At 61.0% G+C, this 22,926-nt stretch carries 23 protein-coding genes; 11 read left to right on the plus strand and 12 right to left on the minus strand.

Annotated elements, in window-relative coordinates; all coding sequences use genetic code 11:
* Window positions 1-50: 50 nt before the first annotated feature.
* From FG91_RS17815 to FG91_RS17825, 5 genes are all read right to left on the minus strand, one after another.
* Entirely contained in the window at window positions 51-620 is a 570-nt protein-coding gene (locus FG91_RS17815) for a hypothetical protein (protein ID WP_152568170.1), read from the minus strand.
* Window positions 621-634: 14 nt separating this feature from the next.
* Window positions 635-1,309 carry a lasso peptide biosynthesis B2 protein gene (locus tag FG91_RS21540; RefSeq protein ID WP_081940664.1) on the minus strand — a complete coding sequence of 225 codons (675 nt, stop codon included), beginning with the start codon at window positions 1,307-1,309 and terminating at the stop codon, window positions 635-637.
* Between the two features lie 57 nt (window positions 1,310-1,366).
* Entirely contained in the window at window positions 1,367-1,495 is a 129-nt protein-coding gene (locus FG91_RS21880; RefSeq protein ID WP_152568171.1) for a benenodin family lasso peptide, read from the minus strand.
* 170 nt (window positions 1,496-1,665) lie between these two features.
* Window positions 1,666-2,316 (minus strand): GntR family transcriptional regulator, encoded by a 651-nt coding sequence (locus FG91_RS17820; RefSeq protein ID WP_052187853.1) that lies wholly within the window; start codon window positions 2,314-2,316, stop codon window positions 1,666-1,668.
* Window positions 2,317-2,532: 216 nt separating this feature from the next.
* Complete coding sequence (locus FG91_RS17825; RefSeq protein WP_052187855.1) at window positions 2,533-3,048, minus strand: sigma factor-like helix-turn-helix DNA-binding protein; 516 nt, start codon at window positions 3,046-3,048, stop codon at window positions 2,533-2,535.
* A 218-nt stretch (window positions 3,049-3,266) separates the two neighbouring features.
* Here FG91_RS17825 and FG91_RS17830 point away from each other — a divergent pair, with 218 nt between their 5' ends.
* Window positions 3,267-3,692: a DUF1810 domain-containing protein gene (locus FG91_RS17830; protein ID WP_037517699.1), complete on the plus strand. Its 426-nt coding sequence runs from the start codon at window positions 3,267-3,269 to the stop codon at window positions 3,690-3,692.
* A gap of 153 nt (window positions 3,693-3,845) precedes the next feature.
* Window positions 3,846-4,661, plus strand: a complete 816-nt coding sequence (locus tag FG91_RS17835; RefSeq protein WP_152568172.1) for a hypothetical protein — start codon at window positions 3,846-3,848, stop codon at window positions 4,659-4,661.
* Between the two features lie 355 nt (window positions 4,662-5,016).
* Here the strand turns inward: FG91_RS17835 and FG91_RS17840 are convergent, their stop codons facing one another.
* Window positions 5,017-6,072 carry a DUF3800 domain-containing protein gene (locus tag FG91_RS17840; RefSeq protein ID WP_037517704.1) on the minus strand — a complete coding sequence of 352 codons (1,056 nt, stop codon included), beginning with the start codon at window positions 6,070-6,072 and terminating at the stop codon, window positions 5,017-5,019.
* A 445-nt stretch (window positions 6,073-6,517) separates the two neighbouring features.
* Here FG91_RS17840 and FG91_RS17845 point away from each other — a divergent pair, with 445 nt between their 5' ends.
* The 3 genes from FG91_RS17845 to FG91_RS17855 are packed head-to-tail and all read left to right on the plus strand — an operon-like array spanning window position 6,518 to window position 8,781.
* Window positions 6,518-7,126: a type IV toxin-antitoxin system AbiEi family antitoxin domain-containing protein gene (locus FG91_RS17845; protein WP_037517707.1), complete on the plus strand. Its 609-nt coding sequence runs from the start codon at window positions 6,518-6,520 to the stop codon at window positions 7,124-7,126.
* Window positions 7,123-8,034, plus strand: a complete 912-nt coding sequence (locus tag FG91_RS17850) for a nucleotidyl transferase AbiEii/AbiGii toxin family protein (RefSeq protein WP_037517710.1) — start codon at window positions 7,123-7,125, stop codon at window positions 8,032-8,034. Before FG91_RS17845 ends, FG91_RS17850 begins: the two co-directional genes overlap by 4 nt.
* 3 nt (window positions 8,035-8,037) lie before the next feature.
* A complete protein-coding gene (locus FG91_RS17855) occupies window positions 8,038-8,781 on the plus strand; it encodes a GNAT family N-acetyltransferase (protein ID WP_037517712.1) in 744 nt (247 codons plus the stop codon).
* Between the two features lie 19 nt (window positions 8,782-8,800).
* Here the strand turns inward: FG91_RS17855 and FG91_RS17860 are convergent, their stop codons facing one another.
* The 3 genes from FG91_RS17860 to FG91_RS17870 are packed head-to-tail and all read right to left on the minus strand — an operon-like array spanning window position 8,801 to window position 14,218.
* A complete protein-coding gene (locus tag FG91_RS17860; protein WP_037517714.1) occupies window positions 8,801-12,025 on the minus strand; it encodes an error-prone DNA polymerase in 3,225 nt (1,074 codons plus the stop codon).
* Window positions 12,022-13,542, minus strand: coding sequence for a Y-family DNA polymerase (locus FG91_RS17865; RefSeq protein WP_037517717.1), 1,521 nt, complete (start codon window positions 13,540-13,542; stop codon window positions 12,022-12,024). Before FG91_RS17865 ends, FG91_RS17860 begins: the two co-directional genes overlap by 4 nt.
* Window positions 13,457-14,218 (minus strand): ImuA family protein, encoded by a 762-nt coding sequence (locus tag FG91_RS17870; protein WP_037517719.1) that lies wholly within the window; start codon window positions 14,216-14,218, stop codon window positions 13,457-13,459. The genes FG91_RS17865 and FG91_RS17870 overlap by 86 nt, the downstream gene beginning before the upstream one ends.
* 130 nt (window positions 14,219-14,348) lie before the next feature.
* Here FG91_RS17870 and FG91_RS22090 point away from each other — a divergent pair, with 130 nt between their 5' ends.
* The 4 genes from FG91_RS22090 (at window position 14,349) to FG91_RS17885 (ending at window position 16,601) form a co-directional block, all read left to right on the plus strand.
* Entirely contained in the window at window positions 14,349-14,510 is a 162-nt protein-coding gene (locus FG91_RS22090; protein ID WP_161785676.1) for a hypothetical protein, read from the plus strand.
* Between the two features lie 9 nt (window positions 14,511-14,519).
* Window positions 14,520-15,176 (plus strand): SOS response-associated peptidase family protein, encoded by a 657-nt coding sequence (locus FG91_RS17875; protein ID WP_037517722.1) that lies wholly within the window; start codon window positions 14,520-14,522, stop codon window positions 15,174-15,176.
* Window positions 15,177-15,255: 79 nt separating this feature from the next.
* Window positions 15,256-15,843, plus strand: coding sequence for a hypothetical protein (locus FG91_RS17880; RefSeq protein ID WP_081940665.1), 588 nt, complete (start codon window positions 15,256-15,258; stop codon window positions 15,841-15,843).
* A 107-nt stretch (window positions 15,844-15,950) separates the two neighbouring features.
* Complete coding sequence (locus FG91_RS17885) at window positions 15,951-16,601, plus strand: SOS response-associated peptidase family protein (protein ID WP_052187857.1); 651 nt, start codon at window positions 15,951-15,953, stop codon at window positions 16,599-16,601.
* 57 nt (window positions 16,602-16,658) lie between these two features.
* Here the strand turns inward: FG91_RS17885 and FG91_RS17890 are convergent, their stop codons facing one another.
* From FG91_RS17890 to FG91_RS17900, 3 genes are all read right to left on the minus strand, one after another.
* On the minus strand, window positions 16,659-17,309 hold the full coding sequence (locus FG91_RS17890; protein WP_037517728.1) for a hypothetical protein: 651 nt from the start codon (window positions 17,307-17,309) through the stop codon (window positions 16,659-16,661).
* 80 nt (window positions 17,310-17,389) lie between these two features.
* Window positions 17,390-18,280: a hypothetical protein gene (locus FG91_RS21135; RefSeq protein ID WP_052187859.1), complete on the minus strand. Its 891-nt coding sequence runs from the start codon at window positions 18,278-18,280 to the stop codon at window positions 17,390-17,392.
* A gap of 175 nt (window positions 18,281-18,455) precedes the next feature.
* Complete coding sequence (locus FG91_RS17900) at window positions 18,456-19,751, minus strand: replication protein RepA (protein ID WP_037517731.1); 1,296 nt, start codon at window positions 19,749-19,751, stop codon at window positions 18,456-18,458.
* A 567-nt stretch (window positions 19,752-20,318) separates the two neighbouring features.
* On the opposite strand from FG91_RS17900, the gene FG91_RS17905 reads away from it, so the two are divergent.
* Window positions 20,319-21,527 (plus strand): AAA family ATPase, encoded by a 1,209-nt coding sequence (locus FG91_RS17905; protein ID WP_037517734.1) that lies wholly within the window; start codon window positions 20,319-20,321, stop codon window positions 21,525-21,527.
* 280 nt (window positions 21,528-21,807) lie between these two features.
* Window positions 21,808-22,791, plus strand: a complete 984-nt coding sequence (locus FG91_RS17910) for a ParB/RepB/Spo0J family partition protein (protein WP_037517737.1) — start codon at window positions 21,808-21,810, stop codon at window positions 22,789-22,791.
* Window positions 22,792-22,926: the final 135 nt, after the last annotated feature.

A 22,926-nucleotide genomic window follows, 5' to 3' on the forward strand; every position in this document is an offset into this window, starting at 1 on the left:
AATCCTTTCCGGCTATGCTCCTGCCGGGCAATACCAGTCCATGTCATTGATCACTCCATCTCTCGCAGGACGGACTGAATCACAACATACTGGTATTGCTCAACAACTTTTGGGGCAGGCTCTGAGACTGCCGTTTGACCAAGCGGCAGGTGGGGCCGGAAGAGCGCTCTGCCCACGACCTCCCAGTCAACCGAAGGGGAGACAAAGCCAGTATCCACCAAGAGGGCCGCTTCTGAAGCAAAGGCAGTTAGATGGCCGCCCCTCCCGTAATAGCAGGGTGCGCCTCCGGATGGATCGCGCAAAACGTGGCATTTACCCGCAGCGCTGACTGCCGCCACGTAGCTTCCCCAGAACCGTTCAATCAGGTGGCGGCCTTCAGTTTTGAGAACGAGCGACGAATCTCCGTTTTCAAGCTGCCGGACCTGTGCGGGATTACCGTGACGATGAAATAACTTTCCGACAACAATGCTGTTACCGTCGGGCGATATCAGGACGTCGCTGGAGACGTTCGCAAACAGCACGAACCGGTTATGCTCGTATTCAATGCCCAGCTCACTGCTTTGCTTTACTCGCTGGACAAGGCCGTCGCCGATGCGATGGCCGTCTGAGACAAGAAGCAAGTATCTCAAGCTCATCATGCCACCAAAATTGGCGTGAACATTAGGGCGCGATCCGGCGTCTCATTCAAGACGCTTGATTCATTCTGTGCCCAGCAATGTGCAGCAAATGGGTTCGGCTGAACTCCAATGACCAATTTGCAGTGCAGGCCCCGCTTGCGACAGGTCGCCACCAGCGCCAACGAACGCACCAAGCATTGATCATGGCTGCCTAGAACTAAATCAGAAATTCTGAACGCTCGGACCATTTGCTTCAACGCCGCCTCGTTGCGAGGCGAATCGTTCAACGTAGCCGAAGTGGCCGACGGCCCAAGCACGTCGAGCAATCGGCTCAGCGGCCACCTCTTTACTCTCCGAGACCAGATGAAGCGGGCGACGATCGCATGCACTATGGGCGCTATCATCGGACGAAGTTTGCTTACATCGATTTTGGAGCGCGGGACCTGAACATCGGGCATGGACTGTGAAGCAGGCCGCGAGTTTTGCGGCTGTCGCGTGAGGATATTGTTGCGTTCTAGCCACAGCAGTTGGCTCGGGTCCCCATCGGTCGGCAAATTTCCGAGCGCCCAGCGGCGAAAAGCTTCTGCTTGAGGGGTTCGCAATGCAAAGTACCGGTTATCGGCGAGGTCAAGAAACACCACCCGGTCGCCGGCAGCGCAGAAGCTCAGTCCATCGCGAAGTGCGAAACCCATAGTCCATCTCACAGAGATAGGACACGCGCGCGACAGGCGCGCGCGTGTCCGGTTTGCTCACTCGTCGGAAATGCCGCCGCGCAATTGCTGCGGACCGAGGGTATCGAAGCCCTGCGGGCCGGGCCCCTTGGTTTCCTCGGTGACGGCGCCGAGATCGATGAGACCATCATTCTGTTCGTGGTTCATGAGATTCTCTCCATTCGCTTTCGATCGCTGCGGAGCGCAGCATTACGAATGTTAGTGAGGCGCTCCCTGATCAGCGACGCGATAAGGCCCCGGATATGGAAGCGCTTTCGGGCGGCCCGCTCGGATTACGTGGAACTGCTCACAGGCGCGGCTTCATTATTATTGCGAAATCAACACGAAAGATCGTCGCAGTGAGGACTCCCGACGGCCGCGGCAATTTCAATTACGCGTCGCTGACGCCGGCGATGATAGGCCCAAATCGACCGTACGAGGTCTGACCATCGACCCCGTACGGTCAAGGCCTGCACCGCCCTAAGCTCGTCCGCCACGCCGTTGAGAACCGCGGGCTCCCTCAACCTCGCTACGCTGAGTCGCTCCCCAGCTGAGGCGACGGCGCACGCAAGTTCGCTACTTGAAGAAACGGCCGCGATTGCTGAAAACAATCGAGCCGTGGCCGTCGCAATGCTGATCGGCGTCGTCAGCTCCGGAAGAGGATCGATGATCAAATGCACGGCTGGTTTGGCATCGATGCGTTTCGGATTCAGGGCGCTGCGAACGAGCTGGCCATGCCAAAAGTACAGGTCCCGCAGTTCGGCCACACCGACATTTGGTATTTCGTAGCCGCCCCCGGCGTGCAGTGAGAGCAGGCGCTCGCCAACAAGCTGGGAAGCGGCATTCCGGATCGGCGTTACGCTCGTACCATAGTCATCGGCCAGCGATCGCTCGATCAGCGTGGTTCGCGGCGCGAAGCGGCCACGAAGGATATCGTCCTTCAGGAGCGCGTATACGCGAGACGATGTGGCAGGGCTGGAAAGCATCATCGCGGAAACGCAATCTTGCCGAGACGATCGTTTGAAAACTCGATGCGAGCGCGAAAGGAGGCGGGTTGGACAGGCATCCTATTCAGTTTCGCGATTCTTCTCATGGTATGTTGACCGCTCTTCTCCGAATAAATCAGCGGAAGCCGCGAGGTCAAAAGAAACAGTCCTCAATTCTGGAGCAATTTCCTCCGTTGAACTGCACTCTCCGACCAATTTCTATTCGGGCATTTCCCTGGCTTGCGCGACCGCCTCGTCCAGTCGGGCCAGCGCGAGTCCTATCTGCAATTGCACTTGCGCAACATCTACATGCAGCTGCTCGGCGATTGCTTCATATGGAAGCCCGTCCAGCGCATGGGCGAGAAATATCTGACGCATCTCCTCCGGCATGTCAGCTACCGCAGCTTCGAAGCTTCGACGATCCCGCGTATCTGCTCGGGCGGGAAATACAGTCGAAATTTTCACCCAGGCACGAACCCAAGTCGTTCCGTCCGGGTTGACCTCGATTACCCGCTCATCCTGATCAATTCGGAGGAACGATGTCGTCGCCCATCGTTCCCGAGCTTCCCGTATTGCTGGATGCGCGGGTGCCGTCAGGCGCTTTAGTTCCTCTGTCACGCGTGCGGCGAGTTCTCGCCTTCGTGCCCGGCGCTGGAATCCCATCCCGACGAGTTCGCCGTTTTGCAGAGAATGGAGGAGTTGCTGGAGAAGCTCGATTATTTGGCGGGTGATCATGATATGGGCCCTTCGGAACGACAGACCGTTGGCAAAGCTGTACGGGTCAGCCTGGGATATGACGCGCGGTCACCGGAACGCCGGGCTCAAACTCGCTCGACATTCCACTGACCCCGCCTTTCGCTTCCCTCTCCCCTCCTTCGCGTCCATATGGACGCTGAAATCCTTGGGAGCCTGGCTCATCCGATGAGTCCCAGGCAGGGCGCATTGGGGCCTGCATGACTGACGAATTTTCGCTCGATCGCTTTGTGGAGGTTCAGGGGCTCGCCTATGCTCCTGCGCTCGCCGAAATACGGCGAGGTGCGAAGCGGACCCATTGGATGTGGTGGATATTTCCTCAGCTTGCGAAGCTAGGCCGCAGCTCGACAGCGCAGCAATTTGCGATTCACTCGGTGAGGGAAGCTCAGGCCTATCTGGACCATCCGATTCTAGGGCCACGTTATCTGGAATGCGTGACGGCTCTGCAGGACCTCAATACCAGCGATGCGGATGCAGTCTTCGGAGAGATTGACGCCAAGAAGCTTCGCTCATCGCTCACCCTGTTCGAGCTAGCCTATCCACATCCGCTATTCAGCGCTGCGCTTGATCGTTGGTTTAGCGGTGCGCGCGACCCGATGACGTTGCAGTTGCTCGGTAAAGCATGAACAGGCCAATGCTTGGGGTTGATCCTGTAATCCCGGGCATCGGCTCCCCTTCACCCGCCCCTTTCCGCGAGCCCGCTTGATCGATGGTCGCGCGGGCAGAAATTGTTGCGCGACGCGCGGAACTTAGTTTCACTTGATCAAAGGGGGAATCCGGTGTGGAAATATATTTCAGCGGCTTGCGTCGGGCTGTCAGCGGCGCTCTCAGGCCTAATCTGGTTGGCACGCACGTCGCCCGCCGCGTTCCTGCGGGACGCTGATCAAAACTTGGCCGAGTGGTTAAGGCGGGCAGGCGGGGATAGCCCGCCTCTGCACATTGCTTCCGGACTCGTCGATCACGCAGGCTGGATCATTATGGCGCTGATCGCGGTCGGCGGCATCGCTGCCTATATAGGCCTCCGCTCGCCATTAATGATCAGAGCGCTCGAAGTGGCCATCGACACCCCCAGTCAGGGCAGCAGCGCCCTTTGGCTGGCCGTGAAGAACCGGTCGCGCACAAAGATCGAGGGCGTCCAGACACACTTGACGCGGGTCGAACCTGAGGTCCCGGCATTCCCGGCCCAAGCGCTTCCGCCTTTCGAACTTTCGACAAAAAGTGCCCTCGAAGCACACCGGTCGCAGACCCAAGCGCCTCTATCAGTTGATTTCGTGCTGGCTGCCGGTGCTACCGATAAATTTGAAATCGCGTCGCTGGCAAGCGATGGCGCGTTGGAATGGTGCGTGACGCATCCCGCAGGGGATGCAACCTTCCTCCTCGACAAGACCTACATCCTGACTGTCGAGGTCACGGGCGGGCACCCGACCGCCAAGGCTCGGATTGAGTTGGCGCTCATCGACAACGAGAAAGGGAAATGGACCGCCGCATTGTTGAGAAACAACTGCATCGCTCGTGCCTGGCAGTGGCTGCAGGCGCAGCAACGGCAAGCGGAAGGTCAAGTCGCGTGGGGACAAGTGCATGATGAATTTGGCTGACATGTCCGAGATGGACACTTGCTTATACCGCACCGTCGCCCTCTGGAGATGCACGACCCGGTTGTGAGCCGCCCCTTTGACCTGGCAGGGTTTCGAGCCGCCTGCACGGCCGCGTCAATTTGGTTCAGACTCCGTGACGGAGCATGTGGACCTTCCGATCACGAAGCCAGCATGTCGATGTCGAGACCCCGTTTATTATTCGCTCTCCGGTCCTCAGCATAGTAGAAGATCAGGATCACCTGCAGCGCGTGGTGGCCAACAAGTCACGGTGCGTTGCTAGATCGGCGTAATGTCGCTTGCGCCTGCGAGAGGGGATTCATCGAGTTCGCTCTTCCCACCAGACCGCCTTAAGGCCTCACTTTTTTGGCGCGAAATTCGCGGCAAAATAGTCGATCACTTGGGCCGCTTGGGTGCCACGCCGAAACTGTTTCTGCGCCGCGAAGTCGACGCTTGGAATCAGGTGAATGAATTGATCCTCGGCATAGAGCGGCATCAGCTTCTCCGGGTCCAAGCCCTCGCTTCGCAAGCCTGTCATGACATTGGCCGCCTCGAGTGCCGCACCGATCATGACATCTGCCAATTGGACGGCCGGGCTCGTCTTTGAGTCGACCTGGACGACTTCTGTCAGCTTCAGCGGGAATTTGAAGCTGGCGATCTCGGATTGGCGAAGCTCGATCTCGCCCTCATGGTCAATGAAGCTGCACAGGAGATCATGATAGGTTGCGAGATTCTTCGACTGATCATGCTCGACGCGATAGGGACCATCGCTCATCACCTCCATGCGGGTGATGAGCGATTGCAGGACAACCAATGCCGCATCGGTCGTTACACCTTCGGTCGCGATCGCCGACAGGCATTCCGGGGCGGCATATTGGGCGAGCGGACCGATGGCTTCGGAAAATTCCTGCCACTTCGTCTTGCGCGCTGCTTGGACAAGGTCCGTAAGAGCCGCACGCGTCTTTTCCTTCGTGGCTCGCTGGAATGCGGCGAGCATCGCTTCGAACTCCGGCTTGCCGAGCAGCGTGGGACCTGCCGTCGCCAGCAGCGAGGCCATCCCATAATTCTGGCCGTCTTCATAGAAATTGCAGCCCCGCTCATAATACCATGGCTCGACGGCATAGTCGCAGAACATGAGGATCAGCAGGAACCGCTTGTCGCAGACATAGGTCACAGATTTATATGTGCGCAGCAGCTCGGCGAGGAGCGCAAGCAGGCGTGGATGGTTGCCGGCACGGCGCGAAAGTGCGCGATATTTCAGCTCGCCAGCCTGTAATCGCGGGAAATATTCCCTGATCAGCCGGGCGGCCTCCTCATCTTCGATTGCGATGGCGGCGGCACCCTGGAACCGCTGGTCACGGTTCAGGAGATCGAACCCGGTGTAGCCGCTTTCGTCGATCCGGAAGCATTCCATGGCTCAGAAGGGAATAACGTCAGTGCGATGAAGAGCAAGCACCTGTTTGGCGCCCGTATAATCTTGGCTTGCAAGCTCGGCGTGGATGCGCTCGGCGATGTCGTAGACCTTGTACCAAGGCGCATCGTCGATCAGCCGATGGACCTCATGCTCGATATTGCCCGGCGAACAATTATTGGAATCGGGTCGCTTGAGCAGCGCCTAGCAGCCATGCCGCGCATGCCGCCTGGTCCAATGCCAGCGGCACAACCGTGCATCAGAACAGCAGCTCGAACCTCCTCCGGGGCATCTCCTCTGGTAGTGATTTCAACATCGGCGCCGTGATAGCCGTGGCGTTCCGAGAATGAAGCTGAGCCCATCATGCGGAAGCGATAGCATCGCACTCGCAACCGCGATACAAATCCTTGGTCATTGCGCATAAATACCAAGGAACTATATCACTGCTATGGAAGCAGTGAGTCACCGCGATCGGGCCCTTGAGGTGGCACGTCAGTGCGGCATCGCACGCGGCCGCGATTTCGACGCGGCTGGTGTCACGCGCGCAACCGTGAAACGGCTGTGCGACCAAGGGGTTCTTCAGCAGATCGGGCGTGGACTTTATAAACTCGCCGACGCGCCGGTTGATAGCGGCACCAGCTTGGCAGAGGCTGCCCGGATCCAGCCGAGGGGCGTCATCTGCCTCCTCTCGGCGCTGCAGTTCCATGAGCTGACTACCCAGACGCCACATATGGTCTGGATGATGCTAGGGCAGAAAGATTGGGCTCCCGTGAACGCATCGGTCGCGCTCAAGATCGTGCGCGCGAGCGGTGAAGCGCTTACTGCCGGTGTCGAGACCCACATGATCGATGGTGTGCCGGTTCCGATCACCGACCCGGCAAAAACGGTCGCCGACTGCTTCAAGCATCGGAACAAGATCGGTATCGACGTGGCGGTCGAGGCGCTGCGCGACTTCATGAAGATCCGTTCCCGCCGCGACCTCAACCAGATTTACCGCTATGCGCAGCTCGATCGCGTTCAATCGGTGATGCGGCCGTATCTTGAGGCGATCGTGTGAGCGCAGTACCCAAGAATGTCGCGATCTCGGTCCGCGACCGGCTCGTCGCGCGGGCGCGCAGCCGGCGGGAAAATGCGCAGCTCCTGATGACACGCTATGCCATCGAGCGGCTGCTCTATCGGCTGAGTCGTTCTCAGCACCGCGACCGCTTCATCCTGAAGGGTGCGATGCTTTTCAGCCTGTGGGCCGACGCGCCGTATCGCGCGACCGGCGATCTTGATCTGCTCGGCGCTGGCGAGAACGCGCCAGACAAGCTCGCCTCAATATTTCAGGAAATCTTCGCCGTGGATGTTGAGGATGATGGAATCCTATTCCAGCCGGACACGCTAAGGGCCGCTGCCGCGCGCGCGGAGGATGAATATGCGGGCGTCCGGATCGACTTTCTGGCCGAACTCGCGGGTGCGCGGTTGCCGATGCACATCGACATCGGCTTTGGCGATGCAGTTACCCCAGCGCCGGTCGACATCCGCTATCCATCGATGCTCGTCCAGCCGATGGCGGAACTGCGCGCCTATCCGCCAGAAACGGTCGTGGCGGAGAAATTCCAGGCGATGGTAGCGCTCGACATGATCAACACCCGCCTGAAGGACTTCTATGACCTCTGGGTCATCGCGAATGCTTTCGAGTTTGACGGCACGGTGCTGGCGCGCGCGATTGCCGCGACGTTCGAGCGGCGCCAGACGAAAGTCCCGGCGCAGATTCCGGCCGCACTCACTGCGGCCTATGCCGACGAGAGGCAAGGCCAGTGGGCGGCCTTTCTCAGGCGCACCGAGATAGCGCTCGCGCCAGATCCGTTTCCGGATGTTCAGGCGCAGATCGAGCATTTGGTGATGCCGCCAGCAGTAGCCCTCGCCAGCGGCGCGGGCTTTGAGGGGCGCTGGCATCCCGGTGGTCCGTGGGATACCTGATTCATGGACGTGGTCAAGGCAACGCCAGCCGATCTCGCCGCAGTTCTCGCTTGGCTCGAACGAGAGTATGCGGAGGATGGCGAGGGCTTCTGGTGCAATCGGCGGATCATCGAGAATGCCCTCGAGCATGGCGACCTTTGGGTCATTCGCCGCGGCGTTGAAGCCGTAGCCGTGCAAGTGGGCGACTATGCGGCCGACATTGTTAGCGTCCGCAAGGATTGCCGCCGTCAGGGGCTCGGCGACGCGTTGTTTGCGGCGTCGTTGCAGCGGGCAATGAACGACAATGTGAATGTCTTGTCGATTGAATGTTCGCCGCGAAGCTCGTGGACCTTCTGGCAGCGTCACGGTTTTGAGCGGTACGGCGACCTGAGCGAGTGGGGCAAGATCACCGCGCGGCGAATCCTCCGGCGATCGTTCGGCCTGCCTGCCAACCTGCTCACCGCAGATATCGTGATCGGCTTCTATCCGGAGACAGCAACGTACGGACGCGGCCCAGTTCCACCGATAGCGTCCCATCGTATTCGCGGCAGCCGTCTCGATGATGGCACGATCATGCTGGAGCGCCGGGTCATCGGTCTTTGCGATGACGAACCGGAGGGAAAAGATCTTGCCGTCAAGATCGAGGTTGACGGTGAGGTTCGCTGCTTCTGCAAGGCGAAATATGAGGAAGCCGAGGAAGCCGGTGTCACGCGCGACTGGAAAGGCGGGGCATTCTATCTCGACGTGGTGGAGCCCACCGATAAGTAATTGGCCGACGCCCGCCGGCTCAATGAAAGTTACGGCTCTTGACGAGCTCGGGAGCGGGCATCTCCACCCTCCCCTTCTCCGCTCGCGGATCGGGTCCGCCGCCGCTCATTACCCCGTCGGCGCGTCCCAGGGCCAGGCGGAACGATGCGTCGCGCTGGGTGAGTGTGTCGAGCACGTCCGAAAGGTTCATGAGCTTCTTCACGATGACATGGACGACCTCACCTTCGCGCTGGACCTGCCCATAAATGCCGAGCAGCCGCGCCCCCATGACGACGCGTCGGTTTTCCTCGAACATGCGAGGCCAGACGATCAGATTGGCGATGCCCGTCTCGTCCTCGATGGTGATGAACATGACGCCCTTCGCCGATCCGGGCCGCTGGCGGACGAGGATTAGCCCGGCGAGCCAGACATAGCGGCCATCGCGAATCCCATCGAGCGTGCTGCAGGGAACCATCTTGCGGGCGGCAAGCTCGCTCCGCAGAAATGCCACCGGATGTTGCCGGAGGGTCAGGCCGACATGGCCATAATCCTCAACGACCTCCCTGCCCTCCTGCATCGGCTTGAGCAGCACCGGCTGCTCGACGATTTCATGGACGAAGCCATTCTCGCGAGCATCGGCTGCGGCGAACAAGGGAAGTTGCTCGTCGCGCAGCGCCTTGATCGCCCACAGCGCGTCGCGGCGCGCAAGGCGCATCGCGGCGCGGAAAGCGTCGGCTTCCGCCAGCCGGTTGAACGCACCCATGCCGACATCGGCGCGGCGCCATAGCTCCTCGATGCTCGCGAAGGGCTCGTCAGCGCGCACGGCGATGACCCGCGCGGCGTCCTGTTCATTTAGGCCGCGCACCATCCGCATGCCGAGGCGCACCGCGAAACGGTCCTCGCCTATCGATTCGAGCGTACAGTCCCAGCGCGAGGCATTGATGCAAACCGGCCGTATCTCGACCCCGTGCGCCCGCGCGTCCTGGACGATCTGCGCCGGGGCGTAGAATCCCATCGGCTGCGCATTGAGGAGGCTGGCGCAAAAAATCTCCGGGTGCCAGCATTTGAGCCAACAGGACGCATAGGCGATGAGGGCGAAGCTCGCCGCATGGCTTTCGGGAAAGCCGTAGCTTCCGAAACCCTCGAGCTGGCTGAAGGTCTTCTCCGCGAATTCGGCGGTGTAGCCGCGCTCGACCATGCCGGTGATCAGCTTCTCCTTGAACTTCGAGACCCCGCCGGTGTGCTTGAAGGTCGCCATGGCTCGGCGGAGTTGATCGGCTTCAGAGGGCGTGAAGCCGGCACATTCGATCGCAACGCGCATCGCCTGTTCCTGGAAGAGGGGGACACCCAGCGTCTTGCCGAGCATCCGTTCCAGCTCGGGCTTCGGATATTCGACCTTCTCGGTGCCGGCGCGGCGGCGAAGATAGGGATGGACCATGTCGCCCTGGATCGGACCGGGCCGCACGATCGCGACCTCGATGACGAGATCATAGAAGGTGCGCGGCTTGATATGCGGCAGCATCGCCATTTGCGCCCGGCTCTCGATCTGGAAGGCGCCCAGCGTGTCGGCCGCGCGGATCATCGCATAGGTGCGCGGATCTTCGGGCGGAATCGACGCGAGATCCATCGCGATGCCCTTATGCTCGGCGAGCAGATCAAAGCCGCACTTCATCGCGGTGAGCATGCCGAGCGCGAGGCAGTCGACCTTCATGAATTTGAGCGCGTCGATATCGTCCTTGTCCCATTCGATCACCTGGCGATCCGGCATGGCGGCGGGCTCGATGGGGACGAGCTCGTCGAGCCGGTCATGGGTCAGGACGAAGCCGCCGGGATGTTGCGAGAGATGGCGTGGTGTGCCGATCAGCTGGCGCGCGAGATCGAGCGCGAGCCGCAGCCGGCGATCGCCCAGATTGAGATTGAGCTCGGCCGCCTGCTTCTCGTCGACGCCCTCGTCGCTCCACCCCCAGACCTGACTCGACAAGGCCTTGATGAGATCCTCGGACAGGCCGAGCGCTTTACCGACATCGCGGATGGCGCCCTTCGTGCGATAGCGGATGACCGTGGAGCAGAGCGCGGCATGGTCGCGGCCATAGGTGTCGAACACCCACTGCATGACGGTCTCGCGCCGCGCATGCTCAAAGTCGACGTCGATGTCGGGCGGCTCCTTGCGCTCCTGGCTGACGAAGCGCTCGAAGAGGAGGTCGGACCGTTCGGGGTCGATCGAGGTGATGCCGAGGACATAGCAGACCGCGCTGTTCGCCGCCGATCCCCGGCCCTGGCAGAGGATGTCGCGGCTGCGCGCGAAGCGAACGATCGAGTTTACCGTCAGAAAATAGGGTGCGTAATCGAGTTCACCGATTAATCGGAGCTCGTGGACAAGTAGCCGCCGAACCTTGTCGGGCACGCCTTCGGGATAGCGGTCTTCGGCCGCCTCCCATGTCATGCGTTCGAGTGCCTGCTGGGCGGTGACGCCCTCGATGCCGGCTTCTTCGGGATATTGATATTTGAGCTCGTCGAGCGAGAAGCGGCAGCGATCGGCGATGTCGAGGGTTCGCGCGAGCGCTCCGGGATAGCGCTGGTAGAGCCGGTGCATTTCGGCCGCGGGCATCAAGAAACGGTCGGCATAGCGTTCGCGCCGTGCGCCGAGCGCGTCGATCGTGCAGCGGTGGCGGGTGCAGGTCATCACCTCCTGGAGCACGCGGCGATGCGGATGATGATAGAGGACGTCGCCCGTGACGACCGTCGGCACCCCATGGCGGGCGGCGAGGTTCGTCAGATCATGGAGTCGAAGCTGATCGCCCGGGCGGCGGCGCAGGGTCAGGGCCAGATAGCCCCTCCCCTCGAAGATCCGCGCGAAACGGCCCATCACGGCTTCAGTGTCAGCCATCTCTTCGGGCAGGAAGATCGCGAGCAGGTCTTCCGCGAACGCCTCGACATCCGCCCACCCGATTACACACTTGCCCTTCCCTCCCCGCGTCTTTCCCCGGCTGAGGAGTCGGCAAAGACGGGCATAGCCGGCGCGGTTCATCGGATAGACGAGCAGCGACTGGCCTTCGGAGAGGTCGAGGCGGCAGCCGACGATCAGCCGGACCCTGGCGAGCTTGGCCGCTTCATGGGCGCGCACGATGCCGGCGAGCGTATTTCGGTCGGTGATCGCAAGCGCGTCGAGACCGCAGGCTTCGGCCTGGGCGAACAGCTCGTCGGGCGACGACGCCCCGCGCAGGAACGAGAAATGCGACGCGCATTGGAGTTCGGCATATCTCATGCGAACAGCCCATGAAGGAACCAGCCCTGGCCCCCCGTGGCGCTGTCCATACCGTCGCCGTTCCGGAAGAGCCAATAGCGCGCGCCGGTTTCGTCCTCGACCTGGAAATAATCGCGAACGCCGAGAAATTCGGCGTCGCTCAAATGCCATTCGCCATAGATGCGCTCAGGACCGTCGGCGCGCGTCACCCGGCGCCGGACGCCGCGCCAGACAAAATGCACGGGCGGATGGTCGGGCAGCAGGGCCATGGTATCGACAGGCTCCGGGCGCGCGAAAAGCCGCGTCGGGCGCGGCCAGGCCGCCGGCCAACGGATCTCGGTGGATTCGGACATCGGCGCGATGCGGGCGACCGAACGTTCGGGAATATCGCTCTCGCGCGCGGCGACCCGGAAGAGTCGCCCTTCCCCTATCCGGTTCCCGAGCAGGTCGACGAGGGCCGCGACGTCGGGGACGGGAGCCTCGCCGAGATTTGAAACCATGTGGTAGGTCAGCGGTTCAGCCGCGGGGACGGTCAGCTGCATTCGCTCGACACCGAAACCCGGATCGATGGTCTCAAGCCGGGCGCAGAGTAGCCGTGTCATCTGCCTGCGATCGCGGCTCGGCTTGGCAAGTCCGGCCCGAATAGCCTCGATGCGGTTATCGACCCGGTGGAAGCTGAGGTCGAGCCGGCGCGCACCGACGCCTTCCTCCTCCAGACGCCGGGCAAGTTCGTCGACCAGCTTGCCCGTGTAGCGCGCGAGCGTTTCGGGCGCGCCGATCGGCTCGGCGAACCGCCGCTCGACGGTGATCGGCTCAGGCGGCTGGATCGGCTCGAAGGGTTCGGCGGCGCGGCCGAAGGCCTGGTCGAGGCGCTGGCCGGGCGCAGACCCGAAGCGCAGGGCCAGCGACGCGCGCGGCATCGCCTCGAGGTCGGCGATCGTCTCAAGGCCGAGGCGCCCGAGAGTGAGCACCATGTTGACGTCGAGGCGCAGCGCCGCGATGGGGAGCGCGCCGATCGCCGCCTTAAGGTCGAGCGGATCGACGACGCGCGCGGGATCGGCCCCATAGCGCGCAAGCGCGTGCGCCGCGCCATAGGTCGGCGCGCAAACCGCGCGCGCGGCCGTCCCCACCTCCGCAAGGCGTTGGACGAGATCGCGAAGGACGCCTTCAGGTCCGCCAAAGGCGTGCGCGGCGCCAGTGATGTCCAGCATGAGGCCATCGGGCGGATCGGGTGAGATGGTGGGCGCGTAGCGACGCAGCGACCAGCAGGCGAGCTTCTCCAGCGCAGCGCGATCGGCGTCCGGTTCGGCATCGAGGATCTGGAGATCGGGAACGAGCGCCTGTGCCTGCGCGACCGTCATACCGGGGACAAGACCGATTGCGCGCGCCGCCGCATTCGCCGCGGTCAGGAGACGGCGCTGCCCTTCCATCGCCGCCAGCACCAACGGCGCGTCAGGAGGCGGCGCGCTGGAGCCAAGCCTGCGACGCAGCCGATCGGTCGGCCAGGTCGGCAGGAAGAGCGAGATGACCTGTCGCATCGCAGCCTTCCACGAGAAAATCGGCGCTCTCGCCAGCCCGGCACCGGATGAGCTCGACAAACCAGCGCGGCCGCCCGACCCCGGGAACCGGGAGGGGCGCGGTCGGCACGCTGGTCACGCGCCAGCGGGTCGCGGCCGCGGTCGGTTGTCCAAAATCGGAGGCTTCGGCCGTCCGGCGCCAGCGGCGGATGGCGATGCCGATGGTGCCGGTGCTTTCGGCCGCCAGTTGCAGACGGCGCGACGCCGTCATCGAAAGCCGGGCCGCTTCGGCGACGACTCCGCCGAGGCCGCCATGACGAAGCCCCTCCTCGAAGCAACTCAAGAGCGAAGTCTCGTCGCGGGCTTCGACATAGATAACCCGGTCGGGATCGAGACCCGCGAGCGCGAGCGCCGGCGCGAACAGGTCGGACTGCGTCATGCACCAGAGTATTTTGCCTTTGACGCGCGCGAGAATGCCGGCGGTGAACAAGGCGGCGGCGGCCGCATCGGTCGCGCCTTGCGCGCCGCCGGCGACTTCATGGAGAGCGCCGAGCGCCAGCCCGCCACCGGGCAAGCGCCTGTCGATCGCGTCGAGCCCGAACGGCAAGGTGCCAGACGAGCGCCGTTCGGCGCCCTCGATCCTGGCGATCCGGGCGCGTAGCGTCGTCAGATGAGGGCGCGGCCCTCTCTCCGTCATGAAGGGCCTCCATGGCTTTGGCGGTTGGTTGTGTTCTATTTTTGTTCTATAAAGGCCGAGAGTCAACGGGCCGGAGTCGCCGCGACTGCGGCGACCCAGCCAAAGACAGGAAAGATCAAGGAAAATCGGGATGGAGAAGCGCAAGCCACTCAAGCTTCGCCTGTCGGGCGAGACACCTTCGGAGGCTGTTGGCACGGCGGAGAGCGCCATGCGAGACCGCGACTCGGGCGAATCGGCAGCGGTCCAGACACCGGATCTGGAGCCGATCACCGATAACGAGATTCCGTGGTGAGTTGAGGCCATGTCGCGGCTTCATGTCATCACGGCGAGCGCGAGCGATGTGGCGGCTTATTTCGAAGCCGAGCCGCCATCCGGCCTCACGACGCCCGAAGGGGACATCAAGGAAGGACTGACCGGACTCGTCATTTTCGAGAAGGACGGCCGCCGATTGCTGCGGCCCGTCACCTGGGGCTTTCCGCGCCTGACCCGCGAAATGCGCGAGCGCGGCGAGCCGCCGGGGCGCATCGGGCTTGTCGCTGACCTCACCAATCCGATGTGGGAAGAGATGGTGGTGGAGCCGCGCTATCGCTGTCTCATCGCGCTGACCCATTTCGGAAATCCCGACGGGACCCCCGGCGCGAAGACCCGGACCTGGTTTTCGGTGAAGGATCAGCCGATCATGTCGTGGGCGGGTTTCTGCCGGAACCTCCCGGACCAAGGGCCTGTCTATGGCGGCATGACGATGAGTGCGAATGCGGCGGTCATGCCGACTAACGACCGGATGCCGGTGCTCCTTGAGCGCGCCGAGTGGGATCAGTGGTTTCGTGGCTCCGTTCGCGAAGTAATTGGGTTCCAGTTCCGCCCGCCGTTCGCCGCCGAACGAATGATCGTCGAGCCGACCGATGATCGCTGGAACAGCGGCAAAGGGCCACCCGAGCCGCAACTCGCTTTGCAATGAGACGGGGATTGTATGGCACGTTGGATGCTCGCGCAGGAGGCTTCTCGCCGCTATGAGCATGACAATGGCCGATAGAGACATGCTGCCGCGCACGTTCCAGGCGAACGTTGACCGCTTTTATCAGCGCGTCATCCTGAAGACGCTTGGCGACCTTCCGACGCACGAAACGCTGGTTGTGGGCGAAGCGTCAGATATGGATGAATTCCTTGATCGGTGCGCCGCGCAAATCGATAACTACACGGCCAACGAGGCCGCCAAGGCCTTTGTCCTCACGCTCGACGGGCTGTTCGAACGCCAGCTCGCGCGGTGGGCTCGGGCGCACGGCGTGAAGTTCTCTGGCGCAACCGATCTGTCACGAGCAGCGCGGGAAATCGCTGCGATCGATGTGGGTGCGATCGGCGTGGCAAGCGATCTCCACGAAATGCACCTCGCCGCCAATGTCGCTAGGCATGGCGATGGCAGCGCCTGCACGAAATTGCTCGCGAAGGCCCCGCAACTCTGGACTCGGATATCCTTCGATTATGGCGATATCGCCCCCGCGCCGGTGCCGACGAGTGAGGAGCTGCGGATCGGTCAGGACGAACTTCGGCGCTATGCACGCGCCGTTGTTCAATTCTGGGGTCACGCCGATCCCCTGCCCGGTGCCGTGCTTGTTGCGCCTTATTGAAGTGCCACGCTAGCCCACAGCGCGAGCACCTTTGGCGTTCCCTCGCCAGCGCTTTGACGCTACGCACCTTCCCATGCACCGCTCCCAGCTCGGAAAGGGCCGCAAGCATGTGTAATCTCTATACGGAGCGCCTCAGCGCCGCTGAAGTCGCAGCACACTTTGGCGTAGACGTTCCGGACATCGTTGCAACGAATGCACCCTCGACGGTTCACCCCGGCGCGCCCGGCATGGTGGTCCGGGTCGAAAACGGTCGCAGAATTCTTCAATCGATGGGTTGGGGATTTCCGTTGAAGCTAGCCTCGATGAAACCCGGTTCAAAGCCCAAGGCGGTTAATAATATCGCGGATTTGCGCAAGCCAATGTGGGTGGGTCTCGCCCGTAAACCGCAGTGGCGCTGCCTGATTCCGCTAACGGCCTGGGCGGAACCCGCGGGGATAAAGGGAAGCAAGACCCGAATCTGGCTGAGCTTGAAAGACCGTCCGATTTTTGCATGGGGCGGCTTGTGGCGCGACAGTGCCGAATGGGGCCCAGTATATTCGGGCGCTATGACCGATGCGAACGAAGTCGCCGCGACAGTCCATAATCGGATGCCTGTCCTCCTCCACGAGGACGAATATGACCGTTGGCTTCACGGTAGCTTTGATGAGCTAATCGCATTCCAGGATCGCGTGTTTCCGAGCGGACTAATTGAGATCGAGCCGACCGATGAACCCTGGCTCGGTTGGCCGTCGGGCGCGAAGCCGGCCACTCTTCTTTAGTCGGATAATCCGATCCGGGTCTCTTCCGCGAGGCGTGTGACTGCAATCACCGACTGCTCATTCGAGCGCCGAGCCTTTGGGCAACACCCATTCGTAACCCGTTTTCTCCCTTAGTCTTTCCACCACCTTGTCCAGCCGATCGGCGATCAAGGCATCGAGGACCTTCACCAGCTCGTGCCACTCGTTCGCGCCTCCGATATAGTAGCCGAGCGAAAAGCCGAGCTTGATGTGAAAGCGATTGTCACCGAAGCCGATCTCGAGCGCGTCCGATGCCGAATGGTGACCGGCGCTATGCGCAAACCGCTTGTTTCTGAGCTCGATAATCTGGTCGTGACTTTCCCGAAGATGGGGCGGGAGCGCGTCGCGCGAGAAGCCGCTGCCGCTTCCCCCCTGGTGGAGGCGCACGTAGGTCACGACGAATGCCGTTGTAAGCATGTCGAGCTCCAGGAACGCGTCCATATCCGCGGCAAACTCATAGGCGGCGAGGCGCTTCTGAATGTGTTTCAGGACCACCATGGCTACCGAAGAGGCCGAAATCCGGGACAGCTGCGCCAGCTCGTTGTCGACCGACTTCAGGATTGCGCGGCCATTGTCGGCCATCGCCTGATAGTGGGTCCGCAACTCCTCGGGAAGGAACTGGAGCGCCTCTTCGGGAACCACATAATATTCTTCGGCCGCATCTTCCGGGTCGATCGCTTCGCCCTGCATTCCGCCCCTCCCCGTTCGCACAATCCGCCTTGATCGCTCCTGCCCGCGCGGCGCGCGAGCTGGTGCAGAAACGTCGCTCCTCATCCCTCGCGAATGACGGTCACCACTTCGACGAGAGGCAGCCGGGGACACGAAAGGTCCCGCTCGATCCCACGCGGATTTTCGATATGACGGCCCGGATCGTAGACGAAGGCGAAGAGCCGATGCCCGTCATGATCCTGCCCATAAAGCACGAAATCATCGGCCAATTCCTTGCGCAGATTGGCCGCCTTATATCCCGGTCGCGTCATCTTGAACTCGATGAGGATCTTGCGGTCCTTGAGATGGCAATCGACGCGCCCGGACCCGCCGGCCACGCTCGGCACGGCATCCTCGGGACGAATGTCATCGAACTCGAGTCGTAGCAGCGCCAGGAAAAGATACTGGACATCATATTCGTCGGTCATGTCGAGCGCCGGCTTGCCGCTCCGCCGTTTGGCCAGCTGCGCCACCACATCGGGAAAGCGCCGCGCAATGCGTTTCAGTATCTCCATGTCACTGGCAGGCGGGGAAGCCGAACTTGGCGGCACCAGCAAGCGGATGGCCTCGTCGACCGCAGCGAGACATTTCTCATACTCGCGGTAGATCGTGCTGACGGGGAAAGGGATCGTCTGCGAGGCCGCGCTGGCCTGTGTCATATGCTCCTCTACCCCCTTCAGGTAAAAATCGACCTGAGCGCGGAACAACCGGAGCCCTTTGAGCAGGTCTGCCCCCGAGGCAAAGTCTTTCGGCATCTCGAAGTCGAGAAACTGCTCGTCGGTAGCAGTGTAGAGAAACATAGCCGCGTCATGGGCATAGGAGACGTCATCTCCATCCCCCCAGCCCTGCTTGGGCGACAACTCCCGCATCAGCTCGGCCCAGTGCGCGATGTTTTCGCGCACGAATGTACGGAAATAATCCGCCGCGCGTTTAGTCAGTTTCCGCGATATCATTCACCCGCCCCTTCTTCGCCATCATCTCTAGATCGAGTCGAAGCCAAGATCGAGATTGGTGTCACGGGTCGAGGCTTGAATTACGACCCAATATCCTGCGAGAGCGGAGAAGTGGAGATCGGCATTCTCAGATCTATCGGAATGGCAATTGGCGAAACCGCTCCGACTTCAGCGGTCAATCACCGGAGCGTTTGCGCCGTTCGGCGTAGCGGACCACGAAGGCTTCCCATACCCTCAGCCACTCCGCGTCCGTCCGGAGCTTTTTTATATCCGGGAATCCGGCCCGGAACGCTTCGGCCATGGTATCGACGGCCCAAGGGCTGCCCTTATCGAGACCGATTGCCCGGAAGGCTGCTTCCCGGCTCCCATAGGTCAACGATCCGCAAGGAAATGGCAGCAGCTGTTCGGCTGAGTCGAGCTTAGCTTTCGCCGCTGCATTAGACACCGATGATCTCGGTGCCGTTTTGGCTGGGCGCGAATCCACAAGTCGCAGATGGGGACCGACCAGCTTGCGCTCCATCGGTGCGTGCGAGGGGTGCAGCACCACCTTCCGTCCGGATAGATCCACATTCGCGTTCGGATACACAGCCGAGACAATCTGCATTGTTTCACGAACAGTTTGCCGGAAACGCTTGCTATCCGCTTCATTGCCGAGGTGCTTGGCGAGCTGATCCCAAGAGATGATTTGTCCCTTCTCGCTGGTGATCCGCGGCAGACGGTAGGCGAGATAGGTGTAGAGATCGAGCGCGGTTGGGATACCCTTGAGCTCGCGAATTGCCACCTCGTTCAAAGGGACGGCATGATCTACCAAATGGCTGTAGAATGCCTCCGACATGCGAATTTCGCGCGCGAAGGCGCCATTCTTGTCGAGCGAACCTGCATATTCGTTTGAAATCTTGACGTCTCGGACGGCAAATGCGTTGTCGCCGGCATCCTGACCGTCCCACCGGATCTGCCATTCGCAAGCAAGTAGCCTGTCGACCTGCTCTCGCATGAGGTTGGCCGTACCGCGCGGACCATAGGAAATTGTTTGATAGCCAAGACGCCGCATCCACTCGGTAAAGTTGCGCCCAAGATAAACATCACGAGACTGTTTTGAGACGGCCTGTGAAAGGAGATAAATCAGGGCCACGCGCGGATAAGCACCGTATGGCACGCCCAGGCTTCGCATGACGGATTTACCTTCCACCGTTTGGAGAACCGGACGCGGGTTGATAGCCAAAGCGTAGCGACCATCTTCGCGCACGATCGGCAGCGTGTCATCCTTTGGTCGCTTGGTTGGAAGCGACATCGCGCAAAGCGCTGAGTGGAGGAAGGCCGGAACCGGCTCCTCGTCGTGGACACGGAGGAAGGCGTCCATGGTAAGCTGGGATCCGGCAGCGAGCGCCACCGAACGGACTTTATCCTCGCCGCCATCCAGCATGGCGAGCGCGTATTGGTGTCCGATCGGCTTCGAGCTATCCCCATTCATTGTGCGCCGCCCTTCCCCGAATCCGGGGCCTTTCCATGTCCCCGGTATCAACAGGTTTGGTGATGGAAAGCAAGCACGTTGGCAGTTTTGGTGGTAATCTGGGGCTAAAACCTCCAATTTGACCGATGAACTCGGAGCAGTTTGTGCAGGCGAGCCCCCTTCCCTACTGAAAATTGAAAAAAGCGATTCGCGAATCGGATTTCTATAGGGATTCAGTGAGTATAGGTATGCGCTCCGACATCATCGGTCCCCACGCACCGAGATCATCGGAAAAACGCACCGTAATCATCGGCTTGCACCGAGATCATCGGCACCCATTCACTCGCGTTACTGTTCAATGGGCTAGCCCAAGGCGACAGCGTCGCCCACGCCCAGTTCTCCACCGGGCAAGTGTTCAAAACGGCTCCCACATCATCGGTCTTGAATCGATTGACGGGGGAGAGCGATTCTGATGCGCCGAAAACGGCTCGGAGATCATCGGTCGAGTTGTAAGATTGGTGGTCAATTATTGCTCGAAACTGCCAACAGCGCTAATGTGGGGCACCAATCTCACAAGAAATGGCAGAAATGGCGACAGAACCCACCTTCGACGCGCAGACTGATGATCTCATGAGCGATGATCTCGGTACCCTCCACCGGAAAGCACTTACGATCCTTAAACGCATTCGCGACGGCGCGCTCGACCCGGAAACGGGCGCCAAGAAGGGGCCGACATTCCCGATTTCGAAAGCCGCGGCGCTGGTCGGTCGCACGGCGTCTGCCATCAGGGAAGCTGAACGGGATGGCCGCCTGCCCGAGCGGGGCCGTACGGGATCGGGTCATCGGGTGCATTACTCGCTCGAGGAACTCGACCAGATGCGCGAGGTCTTCGGAACGCGGCCTTGGAGAGCGGCGACCGACACGCCAGCGATCATCTCGATCTCGAACTTCAAGGGGGGTGTCGCAAAGACGACCTTGGCGCTGCACGCGGCTCAGCACTTTGCAATTCGGGGATACCGCGTGCTGCTCGTCGACTGTGACAGCCAGGCAAGCACGACAATGATGTTCGGCTATCGGCCCGACGTGGATCTTGGTGAGGACGATACGCTTTATGGGCATTTCCATAACCCGGAGCTGCTCGGCGTTCGGAAGATTATCCGGAAGACGCACTTCCACGGTCTGGATTTGATCCCGGCCAATCTGAAGCTGTACAATCTCGAATATGAGATTGCAGGCTATCTCGCCCAGAATCAGAGCTTCGATATCATCGATATGATTGCACAGGCGATCGAAGAGGTGGTCGACGACTATGACGTCGTGATCATGGATCCGCCGCCGGCGCTTGGCATGGTGTCGATGGCGGTGCTCCAGGCTGCCAACGCCATGGTCATTCCAATGCCGCCGAGCGTGATCGACTTTGCGTCGACTGTCTCCTTCATCGACATGGCACGGACGACCATGGCGCAGCTTGAGCGCCTCGGGGGGAGGGCGAAGCCAGCCTATAACTTCATCAAAATCGTCGCGAGCCGCGTGGATGACAGCAAGTCGATGCACCGAGAAATTCTCTCGATGATGCGGCAAGTGTTCGGCGGATCGATGATCAATTCGGTTCTTCGGACTAGCGCGGAAATCGACAATGCAAGCTCGCGCATGAAGACGGTTTTTGAACTTGATCGGCCCGTCACATCGCACGAAGTTCACACGCGCAGCGTCCGCCTTTTGACCGAAGTTTGTCAGGACATCGAAGCCGAGGTCCTGAGGACTTGGGAGAGCAGGGCAGGAGGCGATCGACGGTGAGTTGCCACGTGGCAACTGGAGACAAGCCAGGACGAAATACCGTTATAAACCAACCCGATAAGCTGGTTTACTAGGATGGTGTCGTTTCGGAAATTGGCGGTTGGTTTCTAAGCTGGCTGATCGTTCAATGGGTTGTCCGCCAGCTCGTGACGGGCGGAATTGAGCACGAGTTGCCACGTGGCAACAAGCGTCAATTCAGGGCGATCGGTAAAGGGTTTGAGCGTCCAGTTGCCACGTGGCAACTTGGCTCGCTTGAGAAGAGAAACTAGGAAGATGAATAATGGCAAAGGGTAACAAAGGGTTCGGCAGCAGCCTCACAGAAGGTCTGGACGATGAGGCGGAGTTGGACGTTGCCGCGCCCGCTGAAAGCATCATGGCCAGCAGGAGCCAGACGCTTGCCCGGATTGCTTCAGGAAAGATGGTCACCGACCGAACCGAATGGGTCGATCCCGCTAGGTGCCGCCCTTGGCGCCTTCACAATCGTGACCTCGATCATCTGACGGAGGAGAGTTGCCGGGACCTGATCGACGCATTCCTCGCGGCTAAGAAACAGCGTATCCCGGCGATCGTCCGGCGTCTGCAAGGCAACCCGGACTTCGATTTCGAAATCATCGCCGGCGTCAGGCGTTGGTGGACGGTAAAGTGGCTTCGTGAGCATCACCACCCGGAATATGATTATCTAGTCACGATCCAGAGCGTGACCGACGAAGAGGCGTTCCGAGTTTCAGACGTCGAGAACAGATCTCGGAAGGACATCACTGACTGGGAGCGCGGCATTGAATACTCACGGGCTCTGGCAGAATTCTACAACGGCTCCCAGAATGAGATGGCCGAGCATCTCAAAATCTCGCGATCCTGGCTCAGTCGTCTACTCGATGTCGTTCGACTACCTGAGGCTATCATCGCTGCGTTCGCAGATCGTCATGATATCACCGTACGCGTTGCGCGGGACATCAAGCCACTTTGCGGTGAGGATCGCTCGATGAAGCTGATGGTGAAAGAGGCTGCGGCAATAGTCGCCGAACGCGATGATCTCGGCATTCGCTTGACTGGTCCCGAAGTCGCAAAGCGATTGATCAGGGCGACCGTCAGCCAGCGTCAGAAGACCGGTGGCGAGATCGAGGTGAAAGGGAAGGGCGACAAGGCGATCTTGCGTTACAGCCATAGCCCGAGGGGCGGAATGACGCTGAAGATCCTTCCGAAGTCGGGAGCGTCGCGGGAGGAATTGCTACGGGCTATCGAGGGAATACTCGAAGCACGCTGACGCCAGCGGGCAATTCGGCTGGTGATCTCGGCCAGCGGGCCGGGCCTCGAGCTCGCTCACCCCGGGGTCCGGGTCCCGAACCGATCTGCGAATGATTGTGAGGCGGGGGATGCCGCCGGGCCAGCACCAGCAGCG

The organism is Sphingopyxis sp. LC81, assembly GCF_000756375.1.
In the GTDB taxonomy this organism is placed as follows: Bacteria; Pseudomonadota; Alphaproteobacteria; order Sphingomonadales; family Sphingomonadaceae; genus Sphingopyxis.